At 63.8% G+C, this 15,448-nt stretch carries 14 protein-coding genes; 6 read left to right on the plus strand and 8 right to left on the minus strand.

Features of this window, described 5'->3' with window-relative positions; genetic code table 11:
• Position 1: 1 nt before the first annotated feature.
• From LV82_RS00325 to LV82_RS00360, 8 genes are all read right to left on the minus strand, one after another.
• The gene (locus tag LV82_RS00325; protein ID WP_104068735.1) at positions 2-361 is read right to left on the minus strand and encodes a hypothetical protein; all 360 of its coding nucleotides are present in this window, start codon (positions 359-361) and stop codon (positions 2-4) included.
• A complete protein-coding gene (gene sdhA / locus LV82_RS00330; protein WP_104068736.1) occupies positions 361-2,163 on the minus strand; it encodes a succinate dehydrogenase flavoprotein subunit in 1,803 nt (600 codons plus the stop codon). The genes LV82_RS00325 and sdhA overlap by 1 nt, the downstream gene beginning before the upstream one ends.
• Positions 2,164-2,173: 10 nt before the next feature.
• Positions 2,174-2,545 carry a succinate dehydrogenase, hydrophobic membrane anchor protein gene (gene sdhD, locus LV82_RS00335; protein WP_104068737.1) on the minus strand — a complete coding sequence of 124 codons (372 nt, stop codon included), beginning with the start codon at positions 2,543-2,545 and terminating at the stop codon, positions 2,174-2,176.
• Between the two features lie 13 nt (positions 2,546-2,558).
• Positions 2,559-2,942, minus strand: a complete 384-nt coding sequence (sdhC, locus tag LV82_RS00340) for a succinate dehydrogenase, cytochrome b556 subunit (RefSeq protein ID WP_104068738.1) — start codon at positions 2,940-2,942, stop codon at positions 2,559-2,561.
• A 230-nt stretch (positions 2,943-3,172) separates the two neighbouring features.
• Positions 3,173-4,204, minus strand: a complete 1,032-nt coding sequence (locus LV82_RS00345) for a MaoC family dehydratase (RefSeq protein ID WP_104068739.1) — start codon at positions 4,202-4,204, stop codon at positions 3,173-3,175.
• A gap of 51 nt (positions 4,205-4,255) precedes the next feature.
• The gene (locus LV82_RS00350; protein WP_104069248.1) at positions 4,256-4,813 is read right to left on the minus strand and encodes an NnrU family protein; all 558 of its coding nucleotides are present in this window, start codon (positions 4,811-4,813) and stop codon (positions 4,256-4,258) included.
• 41 nt (positions 4,814-4,854) lie between these two features.
• Complete coding sequence (locus tag LV82_RS00355) at positions 4,855-5,718, minus strand: HpcH/HpaI aldolase/citrate lyase family protein (RefSeq protein ID WP_104069249.1); 864 nt, start codon at positions 5,716-5,718, stop codon at positions 4,855-4,857.
• 96 nt (positions 5,719-5,814) lie between these two features.
• Entirely contained in the window at positions 5,815-6,564 is a 750-nt protein-coding gene (locus tag LV82_RS00360) for a sulfite exporter TauE/SafE family protein (RefSeq protein WP_104068740.1), read from the minus strand.
• A 179-nt stretch (positions 6,565-6,743) separates the two neighbouring features.
• Here LV82_RS00360 and mdh point away from each other — a divergent pair, with 179 nt between their 5' ends.
• From mdh to odhB, 6 genes are all read left to right on the plus strand, one after another.
• Positions 6,744-7,706 (plus strand): malate dehydrogenase, encoded by a 963-nt coding sequence (mdh, locus tag LV82_RS00365; RefSeq protein WP_104068741.1) that lies wholly within the window; start codon positions 6,744-6,746, stop codon positions 7,704-7,706.
• Between the two features lie 228 nt (positions 7,707-7,934).
• On the plus strand, positions 7,935-9,128 hold the full coding sequence (gene sucC / locus LV82_RS00370) for an ADP-forming succinate--CoA ligase subunit beta (protein WP_104068742.1): 1,194 nt from the start codon (positions 7,935-7,937) through the stop codon (positions 9,126-9,128).
• A gap of 4 nt (positions 9,129-9,132) precedes the next feature.
• Positions 9,133-10,014 (plus strand): succinate--CoA ligase subunit alpha, encoded by an 882-nt coding sequence (gene sucD / locus LV82_RS00375; protein WP_104068743.1) that lies wholly within the window; start codon positions 9,133-9,135, stop codon positions 10,012-10,014.
• Between the two features lie 53 nt (positions 10,015-10,067).
• Entirely contained in the window at positions 10,068-10,790 is a 723-nt protein-coding gene (locus LV82_RS00380) for a sulfotransferase family 2 domain-containing protein (protein WP_104068744.1), read from the plus strand.
• 96 nt (positions 10,791-10,886) lie between these two features.
• A complete protein-coding gene (locus tag LV82_RS00385; RefSeq protein WP_104068745.1) occupies positions 10,887-13,853 on the plus strand; it encodes a 2-oxoglutarate dehydrogenase E1 component in 2,967 nt (988 codons plus the stop codon).
• Entirely contained in the window at positions 13,853-15,376 is a 1,524-nt protein-coding gene (odhB, locus tag LV82_RS00390; protein WP_104068746.1) for a 2-oxoglutarate dehydrogenase complex dihydrolipoyllysine-residue succinyltransferase, read from the plus strand. Before LV82_RS00385 ends, odhB begins: the two co-directional genes overlap by 1 nt.
• Positions 15,377-15,448: the final 72 nt, after the last annotated feature.

Raw genomic sequence — 15,448 nt, forward strand, 5'->3', positions numbered from 1 at the left:
TTCAATCCACCTCCAGCGAGGCGCGGATCGTCGATCCGTCGCGAAGGAACTGCAGGGCACGTTCCTGCTGTTCCCGAGTCAGGGTCGCCCAAAGCTCGGCATCCCCGGGCAGCAGGGGATATTGCGTCGGCAGCGGCAGTTTCCCGGGCTCGGCCGGCTGTTCCGTAGACGGCTGAGCGTTTTCCGGCGCGACTTCCTTAAGATAGGCGCCATGATAGCCCGCGCCTCCCGACAGAACCGCGGTTCCCTTTTGCGGAGGTGTATATGCGAGGCGCGCACCCGCTGGTGGCGTATCGTCCTGCACGCAGGCCGATACCGCCACGATCAGCGCAAGGCCGGTCATGGGCGCGATCAGGCGCATCAGTACACCCGCGCCTTGGGAGCGACCTTCTTCGGATCGATCCCGCCCTTTTCCGGCGGCGTCAGCGGCTCGGTATGGACCGGACGATAATCGAGTCGCACCTTGTTGCCCTCGACCCAGGCCAGCGTGTGCTTGCGCCAGTTGACGTCGTCGCGCTCGGGATAGTCCTCGTGCGCATGGGCGCCACGGCTTTCGTGCCGCGCCTCGGCCGAGACGATGGTCGCCAGGGCGTTCGGCATCAGGTTCGTCAGCTCCAGCGTCTCCATCAGGTCACTGTTCCAGATCAGAGACCGGTCGGTGACCTTCAGATCGTCCAGCTTGGCGGCCACGGCGGTCATCTTCTCGACCCCCTCGGCCAGCGTCTTGGACGAACGGAAAACGGCGGCGTCATTCTGCATCGTGCGCTGCATCTCGAGCCGCAGCTCGGCCGTGGGCACGGTGCCATTGGCGTGACGCAGACGGTCGAAGCGGTCGAGGATGCGATCCACTTCCGACTTGTTGACCTCGCGCGGCGGTTCCTTCGGATTCACGACTTCCCCGGCGCGGATCGCGGCGGCGCGTCCGAACACCACGAGGTCGATCAGCGAGTTCGAGCCCAGCCGGTTCGCGCCATGCACGCTGGCGCAGCCCGCCTCGCCCACGGCCATCAGGCCGGGAAACACGCGGTCGGGATCGTCCGGCGTGGGGTTCAGCACCTCGCCCATGTAGTTCGTCGGAATGCCGCCCATGTTGTAATGCACCGTCGGGATGACCGGGATCGGCTCCTTGGTGACATCGACGCCGGCAAAGATGCGGGCACTTTCCGAGATGCCCGGCAGGCGTTCGGCCAGCGTTTCGGGTGGCAGGTGGTTGAGGTGCAGATAGATGTGGTCCTTGTGCTCTCCCACGCCACGGCCCTCGCGGATCTCGATCGTCATGCAGCGGCTGACGACGTCGCGGCTCGCCAGATCCTTGTAGGTCGGCGCATAGCGCTCCATGAAGCGTTCGCCCTCGGAATTGGTGAGGTAGCCGCCCTCGCCGCGCGCGCCTTCCGTGATCAGGCAGCCTGCGCCATAGATGCCGGTCGGATGGAACTGGACGAATTCCATGTCCTGCAGCGGCAAGCCCGCACGCGCCACCATCCCGCCGCCATCGCCGGTGCAGGTATGGGCCGAGGTTGCGCTGAAATAGGCCCGGCCGTAGCCGCCGGTGGCCAGCACGGTCATCTTGGCGTTGAAGACGTGGATCGTGCCGTCATCCAGCTTCCATGCAACGACCCCGGTACAGGCGCCGTCGGTGATGATCAGGTCGATCGCGAAATATTCGATATAGAACTCGGCCTTCTGCTTCAGCGACTGGCCATAGAGCGTGTGCAGGATCGCATGGCCGGTCCGGTCTGCCGCGGCGCAGGTCCGCTGAACCGGGGGGCCTTCGCCGAACTCGGTCGTATGGCCGCCGAAGGGACGCTGGTAGATCTTGCCCTCCTCGGTGCGCGAGAACGGCACGCCGTAATGTTCGAGCTCATAGACGGCCTTTGGAGCCTCGCGGGCGAGATATTCCATCGCGTCCATGTCGCCCAGCCAGTCCGACCCCTTGACGGTGTCGTACATGTGCCACTGCCAGTTGTCGGGGCCCATGTTGCCGAGGCTGGCCGCGATGCCGCCCTGGGCGGCGACGGTATGGCTGCGGGTCGGGAACACCTTGGTGATGCAGGCCGTGCGCAGGCCCTGTTCGGCCATGCCCAGCGTGGCACGCAGGCCCGCGCCGCCGGCGCCGACCACGACCACGTCGAAATTGTGTACTTCGTAGGGATAAGCGGTCATGTCCAGTTCCTCAGAGCGCCAGACGGATCAGCGCGTAAAGTCCAGTCGCCATCAGCGCATAGGACAGGCAGATGGTCGCAACGATCAGCGCCTTGCGCGTCAGGCCGCGGGTATAATCCTCGATCATGATCTGTGCGCCCTGGCGAAAGTGATAGAGGCCGACAAGGATCGTCAGCCCGGCCACGATCGACGGGAAGGGGCGTTCGTAATAGGCCACGACTTCCTCGTGAGGGGCGCCCAGGATGCTGCCGAAGGTGAAGACGAACAACGGGATCAGCACGGCCAGCCCGACGGCGGAAACCTGCATGATCCAGTGGTGCATCGTGCCGGACCGGGCCGAACCCAGACCTTCGGCGCGCTTGCGGTCGGTCAGAAAGTGCATCTTCCGTCTCCTGTCACAGAATGACGAACGTGATCACGGTCAGCAGGACCGATCCGATGATGCAGGTCCAGCCCAGTTTCTCGGCCGTCTCGATATCCAGCCCGCGACCGCTGTCATAGATCAGGTGCCGGATGCCGGCGAGGAAATGATACCAGACGGCCCAGACCGATCCGAAGAATACCAGCTTGCCAAACCAGCTGCGCAACACGCCGTCTGCGACGGCAAAGTAGTCGGGCCCGGTCGCGGCGGCCAGGAACCACCAGACGATCAGAATGGACGCCACGATCAGCGCATTGCCCGTGATCCGTGTCAGGATCGATGTGATCGAGGTCAGCTGCGGGCGGTAGATCTGCAGATGTGGCGACAACGGGCGATTGCCCCGGTTGACATCGGCCATGGTCTTTTCCCCTCGTGCCTTGCCCAGGCGCCATTCGAAACCCGGGACCTGCCAATGTCATAGCGCAAAAGTTCCGCTTGTCACGCCGCGAATGGCAAAAGGGCCGTCAAACGGAAATTGTTAGCGCAAACACGGTGCTATGTGATCACGCAAAAATTTTTTGTGATCACGCGACGGGTGAATTCTCGCGTCCATTCCATGCCTGAACGGCCATCCGAGTCGCCACGCGATCATCGCGGTGCCAGCACCCAGTAGTCCAGATCCAGCAGGACGTCCGGCAGGTATTTGCCATCCTCGCCGCGCAAGGCGAAATCCGGCGCCTCGGCACGGACAGCGACCAGACGCAGGCGCAAGGCCCCCACACCGGGCGCGTCCGTCTCGGCCTTGTCCAGCACCTCGGACCAGGCGCGAATCGTATCGCCGGCAAAGCACGGATTTGCATGGGCGCCCGCGTTGAGCGCCACGATCATCTGCGCATTCGCAAGCCCATTGAAGCTGAGCGCGCGTGCAAGGCTGATGACATGGCCCCCATAGATCAGCCGCCTGCCATCGTCCCGCGCCGTTGCGTCGAAATGCACCTTGGCCGTGTTCTGCCAAAGGCGGGTGGCCAGCATGTGTTCGGCCTCTTCGATCGTGACCGCATCGACGTGATCGATGCGTTCCCCGATCTGATAATCGCCCCAGCGATAGCTCTCTCCGGCAAGACCGAAATCATAGGCCGAGAAATCAAGCCCCTTTGGCACGACAAGATGCGTGGGCGCCACATGGTCGGCAAGTTCGGGAATCGTGACCTTCGGCGCGGGTGCCTCGGCATTCCGCTTGCGCACCATGACCCAGCGAACATAGCTCAGAACGATCTCTTCGTGCTGGTTCAGGCCCTCGGTGCGAACCCAGACGACGCCCGACTTGCCGTTCGAATTTTGCTTCAACCCGATCACGGTCGAGCGCGCGCGCAAGGTATCGCCCGGCCAGACCGGCCGGAGCCACCGACCCTCGGCATAGCCAAGATTGGCCACCGCATTCAGCGAGATATCGGGCACGGTCTTGCCAAAGACGGTATGGAAGGCGATCAGGTCATCCAGCGGCGCCGAAGGAAGGCCGCAGGCGCGTGCAAATTCGTCCGAGGAATGGATGGCGTGCCGGGCCGGATAGAGCGCGTGATAGAGCGCCCGTTCCCCGTGTCCCACGGTGCGCGGCACGGCGTGTTCGATCACTTCGCCCAGGCGGTAATCCTCGAAGAATCGGCCGGGATTCGTCTTCATCCTGTCATGTCTCCCTGTTCCGCCGGCCCGGCCCGGGCGGAACAGCACGGTCTAGCCGTAAGTCCCCAGGAACGGGTTGTAGCCAAGCCAGCTGTGAATTGCCGCGACGATGCCATAGACGACAAGCGCAATGATCGCGGCGACGATATCCTTCCTGACCGGTCCGGGCGCTGGCGGCACCCAGGGATCCCGCGCATTGATGAGCAGCATCGAGACCACGGCCCACAGCCCGACACCGCCGAAAAGGACGATCGACGCCAGATCGCCATTCACAAGAAGATGCGCGATCGACCAGACGACCACCGAAGCCAGCATCGGATGCCGGATGCGGGGCCTCAGGCTGCCCTTGCTGTGCGACAGCGCAAAGAGGAACATCGCGATCAGCATCAGAAGGTTGTTGAGATGCCCCATCCCCGGCAAAGGCGTATAGATCGGAACGAATTCCGCCTGACGGTAGCCGATCACCATCAGGACGATGGCCACGATCGAAGCGACCGTGACAATCAGCTTGCCCGGACCGTCGCCAATCCGCGCGCGAAGGCCTGGCGCCAGTCGCTTGAACAGATGAGACACCCACCACAGCGCCACGCCCGCAATCAGGATCTGCACGAACCGTTCCTCCAACAGGGATGATAGGCATGCAGTTTCCCCTATTTCGCACGCATTGCAATAGCTTGTGCGCGCGCAAGTATCTGACGGGCCGTCACGACGTGCAGGTTCTCGACGATCTTGCCATCGACGACCGCCACCCCCTTGCCTTCGCGCTCGGCCTCCTCGAAGGCCTGGATCTGACGGCGAGCCATTTCGATTTCATCCTCTGACGGGGCGAATTCCTCGTTCGCGATCTCGATCTGCGCGGGGTGGATCACGGTCTTGCCATCGAATCCGAGATCACGGCTCTGTCGGCATTCCGCGCGCAGGCCGTCCTCGTCCCTGAACGCATTGTAAACCCCATCGACGATCACCAGGCCATGCGCGCGCGCGGCCAGAAGGCAGAGCTGCAGGCTCGTCATCAATGGCAACCGGTCCGCGCGGAACCGGCAGCCCAGTTCCTTGGCCAGATCGTTCGTGCCCATCACCATGCCGGCAAGCCGCGGATGCGCGGCGATCTCGGCCGCATTCAGCATGGCCTGTGGCGTTTCCATCATCGCCCAGATCGGCGTGTCGGGCACGCGGCCGGCCACGCTTTCGATATCGGCGGCCGAACCCACCTTTGGAACCAGGATCGCTTCAATGTCCGCATCCGCGAATGCGGCCAGATCGTCCTGCCCCCATGGCGTGTCCAGCCCGTTGATGCGGACGATCCTCGCGCGGGGACCGTAATCCGTCGCGGCAAGCTTCTTGCGCAGCAACCCGCGCGCATTTTCCTTTTCGTCTGCGGCCACGGCATCCTCGAGATCGAAGATGATCGCATCCGCCGGCAGCTCTCGCGCCTTGTCCAGCGCACGTTCGCGCGAACCGGGGATGTACAGAACCGATCGATAGGGGCGCAGGCGGTCATCCGCAGCGGTCATCGAATCCTCCTCGCAATAATCTTTCGCCAAGAAGCACGGTTCTGGCATTTTCGGCAAGGACGAATTTGCCGCAGCGCAGAATTTTACGTCGGGGCATCAGCCGATCTGCATCAGCGCCTGCCAGACCAGCCGTGCCGAAATGCCAAGCAGTGCATATGTGACCAGCCGGAAGAAAAGCGCCTGCGGAATGATGCGCAGCAGCCAGTAGCCCAGAAGGACCGACAGGACGGCCGGGATGAACAGCCATGCCGCGACAGACAGGTTGCCCGGCGACAGCTGTCCAAGCGCAAAATAGGGTATCAGCTTCACGGCATTGACGAAGGCAAAGAAGAAGGTCGTGGTTCCGGCATAGGTCGCCTTGTCCAGCCCCAGCGGCATGACATAGACCTGATAGGGCGGGGCGCCGGAATGACTGACGAAGCTGGTATAACCCGCAAGCGACCCCCAGACGAGCCCGGGCGCGATGCGCGGTTTGCGGCCGACGGCATGGGACGGGCGTCCGAACAGCAGGATCAGCGAATAGCCCAGACCGATCAGCCCCACGATTCCGCCTACCAGCGCCTCGGGCACGTTGGCGGCCGTCAGCCATCCTAGGCCGATCCCCAGAATGGCCGCGGGCGCAAGGATCATCAGCACGCGCCGATCGAAGGCATGGCGGTAGGCGTAGACTCCGAAGACATCCGAAACGACATAGACCGGCAGCAACAGCCCCGCCGCCGCGACCGGCGAGATCGTCAGCGACAGGACCGGCACGGCCAGCATCCCGACGACGGGCAGCCCCCCCTTCGACAAGCCGACCAGCATGGCCGCGATCGTCGCCGCAAACCAGAAACCCTGCCCTTCCACGCGCGCGCCCCCTTCTGAACACGGGGCAGGCTTAGCGTTCCCGTGGGCCATGGCAAGGCCGATCTGCAGCGCCGGATCCGTGCGGGGCGTTAGCGCTGTCACCTCGCGGCGGGCTTGCGCGGCGGCCGCCAAGGGATTACCCAATGCCGCGAACCTTACCCATATGCGGAGAATTCATCATGGCCAGACCCAGGATTGCCCTTATCGGCGCCGGTCAGATCGGCGGAACGCTTGCCCATCTGGCGGCGCTCAAGGAACTTGGCGACATCGTGCTGTTCGACATCGCCGAAGGCACGCCGCAGGGCAAGGCGCTGGACATCGCGCAGTCGGGCCCTGTCGAAGGCTTCGACGCCGTGCTGAAGGGCACGAACGACTATGCCGATATCGCCGGCGCCGATGTATGCATCGTCACCGCGGGCGTGCCGCGCAAACCGGGCATGAGCCGCGACGACCTTCTGGGGATCAACCTCAAGGTCATGAAATCGGTGGGCGAAGGCATCAAGGCCCACGCCCCCAACGCCTTTGTGATCTGCATCACCAACCCGCTGGACGCGATGGTCTGGGCGCTGCAGAAGTTCAGCGGCCTGCCGACCAACAAGGTGGTGGGCATGGCTGGCGTTCTCGACTCGGCACGCTTCCGCCACTTCCTGTCGCTGGAATTCGGCGTGTCGATGCGCGACGTCACGGCATTCGTCCTTGGCGGCCACGGCGATACGATGGTGCCGATGGTGCGTTATTCGACGGTTGCGGGCATTCCCCTGCCCGACCTGGTGAAGATGGGATGGACCACGCAGGAAAAGCTGGACGCGATCGTTCAGCGCACCCGCGACGGCGGGGCCGAGATCGTTGGCCTGCTGAAGACCGGATCGGCCTTCTACGCACCTGCGACCAGCGCCATCGAGATGGCCGAGGCCTATCTGAAGGATCAGAAGCGTGTCCTGCCCTGCGCGGCCTATGTGGATGGCGCCTATGGGCTGAAGGGCCTGTATGTGGGCGTCCCGACCGTGCTGGGTGCCGGCGGGGTCGAGCGCGTGGTCGAGATCGACATGAACGCCGAAGAACGCGCCATGTTCGACAAATCGGTCAATGCCGTGAATACGCTTGTCGAAGCCTGCAAGGGCATCGAGCCGTCGCTCGCCTGACGTGACCGCACACCAGGATCGGGCGCCGCGAAGGGAATCGCGGCGCCCTTTTTGCGCTCCACCCGGCATGGGCCTGCAAGACATGCGTATGTGATCACACCCTTCAAACCTGTGATCACATTGTGCGCTTTTTTGCCCCCTGCCGCGATCGAACCCCAAGAATCCGTTTCGCCGGCGATGATTTCCGTGCATAGAGCGACATGAACCGAACGGATACGGGGACCAGCGATGAATATCCACGAATATCAGGCCAAGGCCCTTCTGCGCAGCTATGGCGCGCCGGTCTCGGATGGCCGCGTCGTGCTGCGGGCCGAAGAGGCCAAGACCGCGGCGGGCGAACTTGATGGCCCGCTTTGGGTCGTCAAGGCGCAGATCCATGCCGGCGGCCGCGGCAAGGGACATTTCAAGGAACCCGAGGCGGGCGACAAGGGCGGTGTGCGCCTGGCCAGATCGGTCGAGGAAGCCGCGATGGAGGCCCGCCGGATGCTGGGCCGCACGCTGGTGACGCATCAGACCGGCCCCGCGGGCAAACAGGTCAACCGTGTCTATATCGAGGACGGGTCGGACATTGCGCGCGAACTTTACCTGGCGCTTCTGATCGACCGCAAGACCTCTCGCGTGGCGTTCGTCTGCTCGACCGAAGGCGGCATGGACATCGAGGAGGTCGCCGAAAAGACCCCCGAGAAAATCCTCAGCTTCTCGGTCGATCCGGCTTCGGGCCTGTCGGATTTCCACGGCCGCCGCGTCGCCTTTGCGCTGGGCCTGGAAGGCGCCCAGATCAAGCAATGCGTCCAGCTTGTCCGCAATCTCTATCGGCTGTTCATCGAAAAGGATGTCGAGCTGCTGGAGATCAACCCGCTGATCGTGACGCCCGAGGGCAACCTGAAATGCCTGGACGCCAAGATGAGCTTTGACGGCAACGCGCTGTATCGGCACCCCGACATCGCCGATCTGCGCGACCCGACCGAGGAAGACCCCAAGGAGCTGGAGGCGTCGAAATACGACCTCAACTACATCGCGCTGGACGGCGAGATCGGCTGCATGGTCAACGGCGCGGGCCTCGCGATGGCGACGATGGACATCATCAAGCTCTACGGAGCGGAGCCCGCCAACTTCCTTGACGTGGGCGGTGGTGCCACCAAGGAGAAGGTGACCGAGGCGTTCAAGATCATCACCTCCGATCCGAACGTGAAGGGCATCCTGGTCAATATCTTTGGCGGCATCATGCGCTGCGACATCATCGCCGAAGGCATCGTCGAGGCGGTCAAGGAAGTGGGCCTGAAGGTTCCCCTGGTCGTCCGGCTGGAAGGGACCAATGTCGAAAAGGGCAAGGAAATCATCGAGAAATCCGGCCTGAACGTGATTGCCGCCGACGATCTGTCGGATGCCGCGCAAAAGATCGTCAAGGCGGTGAAGGGGTAAGAAAATGGCCATTCTCGTCAACAAGGACACCAAAGTCATCTGCCAGGGCATCACCGGCAGCCAGGGCACCTTTCATACCGAACAGGCCATCGCCTATGGCACGAAGATGGTCGGTGGCGTGACCCCGGGCAAGGGCGGGCAAACCCATCTGGGCCTGCCGGTCTTCAACTCGGTGCACGAGGCAAAGGAAAAGACCGAGGCGAACGCGACGGTCATCTATGTGCCCCCGCCCTTTGCGGCCGACTCGATCCTGGAGGCGATCGATGCGGGCATGGAGCTGATCGTCTGCATCACCGAAGGCATCCCGGTGCTGGACATGATGCGCGTCAAGCGGGTGCTGCAGAATTCGGGTTCGATCCTGATCGGCCCGAACTGCCCGGGCGTCATCACGCCGGGCGAATGCAAGATCGGCATCATGCCGGGCCACATCCACAAGCGCGGCAAGGTTGGCGTGGTGTCCCGTTCGGGCACGCTGACCTACGAGGCCGTCAAGCAGACCACGGATGTGGGTCTGGGCCAGTCCACCTGTGTCGGCATCGGCGGCGACCCGATCAAGGGCACCGAGCATATCGATGTTCTGGAATGGTTCCTGGCCGATGACGAAACCGAAGCCATCATCATGATCGGCGAGATCGGCGGGACGGCCGAGGAAGAAGCCGCGCAGTTCCTGAAGGACGAAGCGAAGCGCGGCCGCAAGAAGCCGGTCGCCGGCTTCATCGCCGGGCGCACCGCGCCTCCGGGCCGCCGGATGGGCCATGCGGGCGCCATCGTCTCGGGCGGCCAGGGTGGCGCCGAAGCCAAGATCGAGGCGATGAAATCGGCCGGCATCGTCGTCGCAGACAGCCCCGCCGAGCTGGGCCAGGCCGTGCTGAAGGCCATCGGTTGAGTTTTGCGCCGCCCCGGTCCAGTCTGGGGCGGCGCTTCACCAGGGTGACGGACATGCCGTTCTTTCGGATTGGCGACAGGCTGCACTATTTCGCGCATGTGCCCAAATGTGCCGGCTCGTCCGTCGAGGCCTATCTGCGCGCGCGCTTTGGATCGCTTGCATTCCTGGACAGCTCGCATTTTTCACGGCCTGCCCGGATGCGCTGGTCGCAGACATCGCCGCAACATGTCGCGGTCGAGGACCTGTACCGCCTGATCCCCCCGGAATGGATCGCCTCATCCTTTGCCGTGGTGCGACATCCGGTCTCGCGCCTGATTTCGGCCTTTCGTTTTCAGGCCGAGGTCGAGGCGACGGTCCCCGAGACCTGGAGCGTGAATGACTTTTTCGACGACTGGCTGAACCGATCCGCCAGCGAGCCGTTCGCCTATGACAACCATCTGCGTCCGCAATCCGATCTGGTTCCGCGGGATGCAGTCGTGTTTCGGCTGGAGGACGGCCTGGATGCGGTCGTGGCGCATCTCGACGCGCTTGCCGGCAACGCGGACGGCGAGCGCCACATCCCCCCCGAGAACATCCGCAAGTCGAAAATGTCTTCGGATTCGCCAAGATTACGGCTTCGCCCTGAAACGCTTGCCCGCATCGGCGCATTCTATTCCGAGGATTTTCGCCGTTTCGGGTATTCTCTGGAAGAACATCCCCGGTGGCCAAGGCCCGCGCCGGGGCAATCCGGCTTCGTCGCGCGCATCGCGCGGCGCCTGCGCATGGCGCGTTCATGACACCGCGCCCCGATCAACCCGCGCCGCCCGAAACGGACCCACGGCGCCAGAGATGTCTGTTCACGACAGGAGAGGCCATCGCGGCCGTTTGAGACCATGACAGAACAGTCCCCCAACAAGCAGTTCCACGCATCAAGCTTTCTGCAGGGTGCGAATGCGGAATATGTCGAACAACTCTATGCCCGCTTTGCGCAGGACCCGGATTCGGTCGATGCCAGCTGGGCCGACTTCTTTCGGTCGCTGGGCGATCGCGCGGACGAAGTCCAGCGCGAGGCCCAGGGGGCATCCTGGAAGCGATCCGACTGGCCGCCCGCGCCGAATGACGAACTGACCGCCGCGCTGACCGGCGAATGGCCCGCCGCCGCGGCCGAAGTGAAGGGGGCGGGCGACAAGATCAAGGCGCGCGCCCAGAAGATGGGTGTCGAAGTATCCGACGCCCAGGTACGCCAGGCGGTTCTGGATTCGATCCGCGCCCTGATGCTGATCCGCGCCTATCGGATCCGCGGCCACCTGATCGCCGATCTCGATCCGCTGGGAATGCGGGACAAGACGCTGCACCCCGAACTTGATCCCAGGACCTATGGCTTTACCGAAGCCGACATGGACCGGCCGATCTTCCTGGACAAGGTGCTGGGGCTGGAACACGCCACGATGCGCCAGATCCTGGACATCGTGAAGCGCACCTATTGCGGCACGTTCGCGCTGCAATTCATGCACATTTCCGACCCTGAGCAGGCTGCCTGGCTGAAAGAGCGGATCGAGGGCTACGGCAAGGAAATCACCTTTACCCGCGAAGGGCGCCGGGCGATCCTGAACAAGCTGGTCGAGGCCGAGGGCTTCGAGAAGTTCCTGCATGTCAAGTACATGGGAACCAAGCGCTTCGGCCTTGACGGTGGCGAGGCGCTGATCCCGGCGATGGAGCAGATCATCAAGCGCGGCGGCGCGCTGGGGGTCAAGGAAATCGTCATCGGCATGCCGCATCGCGGGCGCCTGAACATCCTGGCCAACGTGATGGGCAAGCCCTATCGCGCGATCTTCAACGAATTCCAGGGCGGCAGCTTCAAGCCCGAGGATGTCGATGGTTCGGGCGACGTCAAATACCATCTGGGCGCCAGTTCCGACCGAGAATTCGACGGCAACAAGGTGCACCTGTCGCTGACGGCGAACCCCAGCCACCTGGAAGCCGTGAACCCGGTCGTCCTGGGCAAGGCGCGGGCCAAGCAGGACCAGCACGGCGATACCGAGCGCCGGGCGGTTCTGCCCGTGCTGCTGCATGGGGACGCGGCATTTGCCGGCCAGGGCGTCGTGGCCGAGTGCTTTGGCCTGTCGGGGCTGCGTGGTCACCGCACCGGCGGCACGATCCACATCGTGGTCAACAACCAGATCGGCTTCACCACCGCGCCGCATTTCTCGCGCTCGTCGCCCTATCCGACCGACATCGCCCTGATGGTCGAGGCGCCGATCTTCCATGTGAACGGCGACGACCCCGAGGCTGTCGTACATGCCGCCAAGGTCGCCACCGAGTTCCGCCAGAAATTCGGCAAGGACGTGGTGATCGACATGTTCTGCTATCGCCGCTTCGGTCACAACGAAGGCGATGAGCCGATGTTCACCAACCCGGTGATGTACAAGCGGATCAAGGCGCACAAGACGACGCTGCAGCTGTACACCGAACGGCTGGTCAAGGACGGCCTGATCCCCGAGGGCGAGATCGAGGATCTCAAGGCCGCGTTCCAGGCCCATCTGAACGAGGAATTCGAAGCGGCCAAGACCTACAAGCCGAACAAGGCCGACTGGCTGGACGGCCGCTGGTCCGGACTGGATCGCGAGGGCAAGGAATACACGCCGGGCAATACCGCGATCACGCCCGAGGTCATGCAGGCGGTCGGCAAGGCGATCACGACCGTTCCCGAGGGCTTTGACCTTCACAAGACCGTGGCGCGGATCATCGACAACAAGGCCCGCATGTTCGAAACCGGCAAGGGATTCGACTGGGCCACGGCCGAGGCGCTGGCCTTTGGCTCGCTGCTGGTCGAAGGCTTCCCGGTCCGCCTTTCGGGCCAGGACAGCACCCGGGGCACGTTCAGCCAGCGCCATGCGGCCTATGTCGATCAGACGACCGAGGAACGGTATTATCCGCTGAACCATATCCGGCCGGGCCAGAGCCGCTTCGAGGTCATCGACTCGATGCTGTCGGAATACGCGGTGCTTGGCTTCGAATATGGCTATTCGCTGGCCGAGCCGAAGGCACTGGTCATGTGGGAAGCCCAGTTCGGCGATTTCGCCAACGGCGCGCAGATCATGTTCGACCAGTTCATTTCCTCGGGCGAATCGAAATGGCTGCGCATGTCGGGCCTGGTCTGCCTGTTGCCGCACGGCTATGAAGGACAGGGTCCCGAACACAGCTCGGCCCGGCTGGAGCGGTTCCTGCAGCTTTGCGCTCAGGACAACTGGATCGTGGCCAATTGCACGACGCCGGCGAACTATTTCCACATCCTGCGCCGGCAGCTGCACCGCACGTTCCGCAAGCCGCTGATCCTGATGACGCCGAAGTCGCTGCTGCGCCATCCGATGTGCATCAGCGATGCCGAAGACTTCACGACGGGCTCGACCTTCCATCGGGTTCTCTGGGACGATGCCGAAAAGGGCCATTCGGACCTGGAACTGGCTCCGGACGAAAAGATCCGCCGCGTCGTGCTGTGCTCGGGCAAGGTCTATTTCGACCTTCTGGCCGAACGCGACAAGCGCGGGCTGAACGACATCTATCTGCTGCGGCTCGAGCAGTTCTATCCGTTCCCGGCCCAGTCGATGATGAAGGAGCTGTCGCGCTTCCCGAACGCCGATGTGATCTGGTGCCAGGAAGAGCCCAAGAACCAGGGCGCCTGGTTCTTCGTCGAGCCGAATATCGAATGGGTGCTGAACCGCATCGGCAGCAAGGTCAAGCGCCCGGTCTATGTCGGCCGCCATGCCTCGGCATCGCCGGCAACCGGTCTGGCCAGCAAGCACAAGCAGGAACAGGACGCCTTGGTTGACGAGGCGCTGACGATCGGAGGCAAAGCCTGATGAGTGTCGAAGTCAAAGTGCCCACGCTGGGCGAAAGCGTGACCGAGGCGACCGTCGCGACCTGGTTCAAGAAACCCGGGGACATGGTGGCCGCCGACGAGATGCTGTGCGAGCTGGAAACCGACAAGGTCACCGTCGAGGTCCCCAGCCCCGCAGCCGGCCGCCTGGCCGAGATCGTGGTGCCCGAGGGCGAGACGGTCGCCACCGGCGCGCTACTGGCCGTGATCGCCGAAGAGGGCAATGCCGGCCCCGAAGAGATGACCCCGAAAAAGGGCGCGCAGACCGCCCCGCAAGCCGAAGAGAGCAACATGGCCGAGAAAAAAGTTGACGTGATGGTGCCGACGCTTGGCGAAAGCGTGACCGAGGCGACCGTCGCAACCTGGTTCAAAAAGGTCGGCGACCCTGTCGCGGCCGACGAAATGCTGTGCGAGCTGGAAACCGACAAGGTATCGGTCGAGGTTCCCGCGCCCACGTCCGGTGTCCTGGCCGAGATCCTTGCGCCGGAAGGCACCACGGTCGATGCCAAGGCCCGCCTGGCCGTCATCGTCGAGGGGGCGGCGGGCGCCGCTGCAACCGCCCCGGCGGCAGCGACGGAAGAGCCCGCGCCCACGCCGGCTGCCGCGGGCAAGGATGTCGAGCACGCGCCCTCGGCGAAAAAGGCCATGGCCGAGGCCGGGCTGTCGCCCGATCAGGTTCAGGGCACGGGCCGCGACGGCCGCATCATGAAGGAAGACGTCGCCCGCGCGGCTGCCGCTGCCTCTGCCGCGCCGCGCCCCGTTGAACCGGCCCCTGCCCCGCGCGCGCCCGTCCCGGCCGAGGACGCCGCCCGCGAGGAACGCGTGCGCATGACCCGTCTGCGCGCGACCATCGCCCGCCGCCTGAAGGATGCGCAGAACACCGCCGCGATCCTGACCACCTACAACGAGGTGGACATGTCGGGCATCATGGACCTGCGCAACTCCTACAAGGAAGCGTTCGAGAAGAAGCACGGCGTCAAGCTTGGCTTCATGTCCTTCTTCGTGAAGGCCTGCTGCCATGCGCTGAAGGAAGTGCCCGAGGTCAATGCCGAGATCGACGGCAACGACATCGTCTACAAGCATTATGTCCACATGGGCGTGGCCGTGGGCACGCCGCAGGGCCTGGTGGTTCCCGTCGTGCGCGATGCCGATCGGCTTTCCTTTGCCGAGATCGAAAAGAAGATCGCCGAGCTGGGCAAGCGCGCCCGCGAGGGCAAGCTGACCATGGCCGAGATGCAGGGCGGCAGCTTCACCATCTCGAATGGCGGAGTCTATGGCTCGCTCATGTCCTCGCCGATCCTGAATCCCCCGCAGTCCGGCATCCTGGGCATGCACAAGATTCAAGAGCGTCCGGTCGTGGTGAATGGCCAGATCGTGATCCGTCCGATGATGTATCTTGCGCTGTCCTATGACCACCGGATCGTGGACGGCAAGGGCGCGGTGACCTTCCTTGTCCGTGTGAAGGAAGCCCTGGAAGACCCGCGTCGTCTGTTGATGGATCTTTGACAACAAGGCGGCCCGGACCTGTGGTCCGGGCCACGCCGACATGCCGGCAATGGCTTGCCGCCGGCTAATGCC

Source organism: Albidovulum inexpectatum (assembly GCF_002927635.1).
Lineage (GTDB): Bacteria > Pseudomonadota > Alphaproteobacteria > Rhodobacterales > Rhodobacteraceae > Albidovulum > Albidovulum inexpectatum.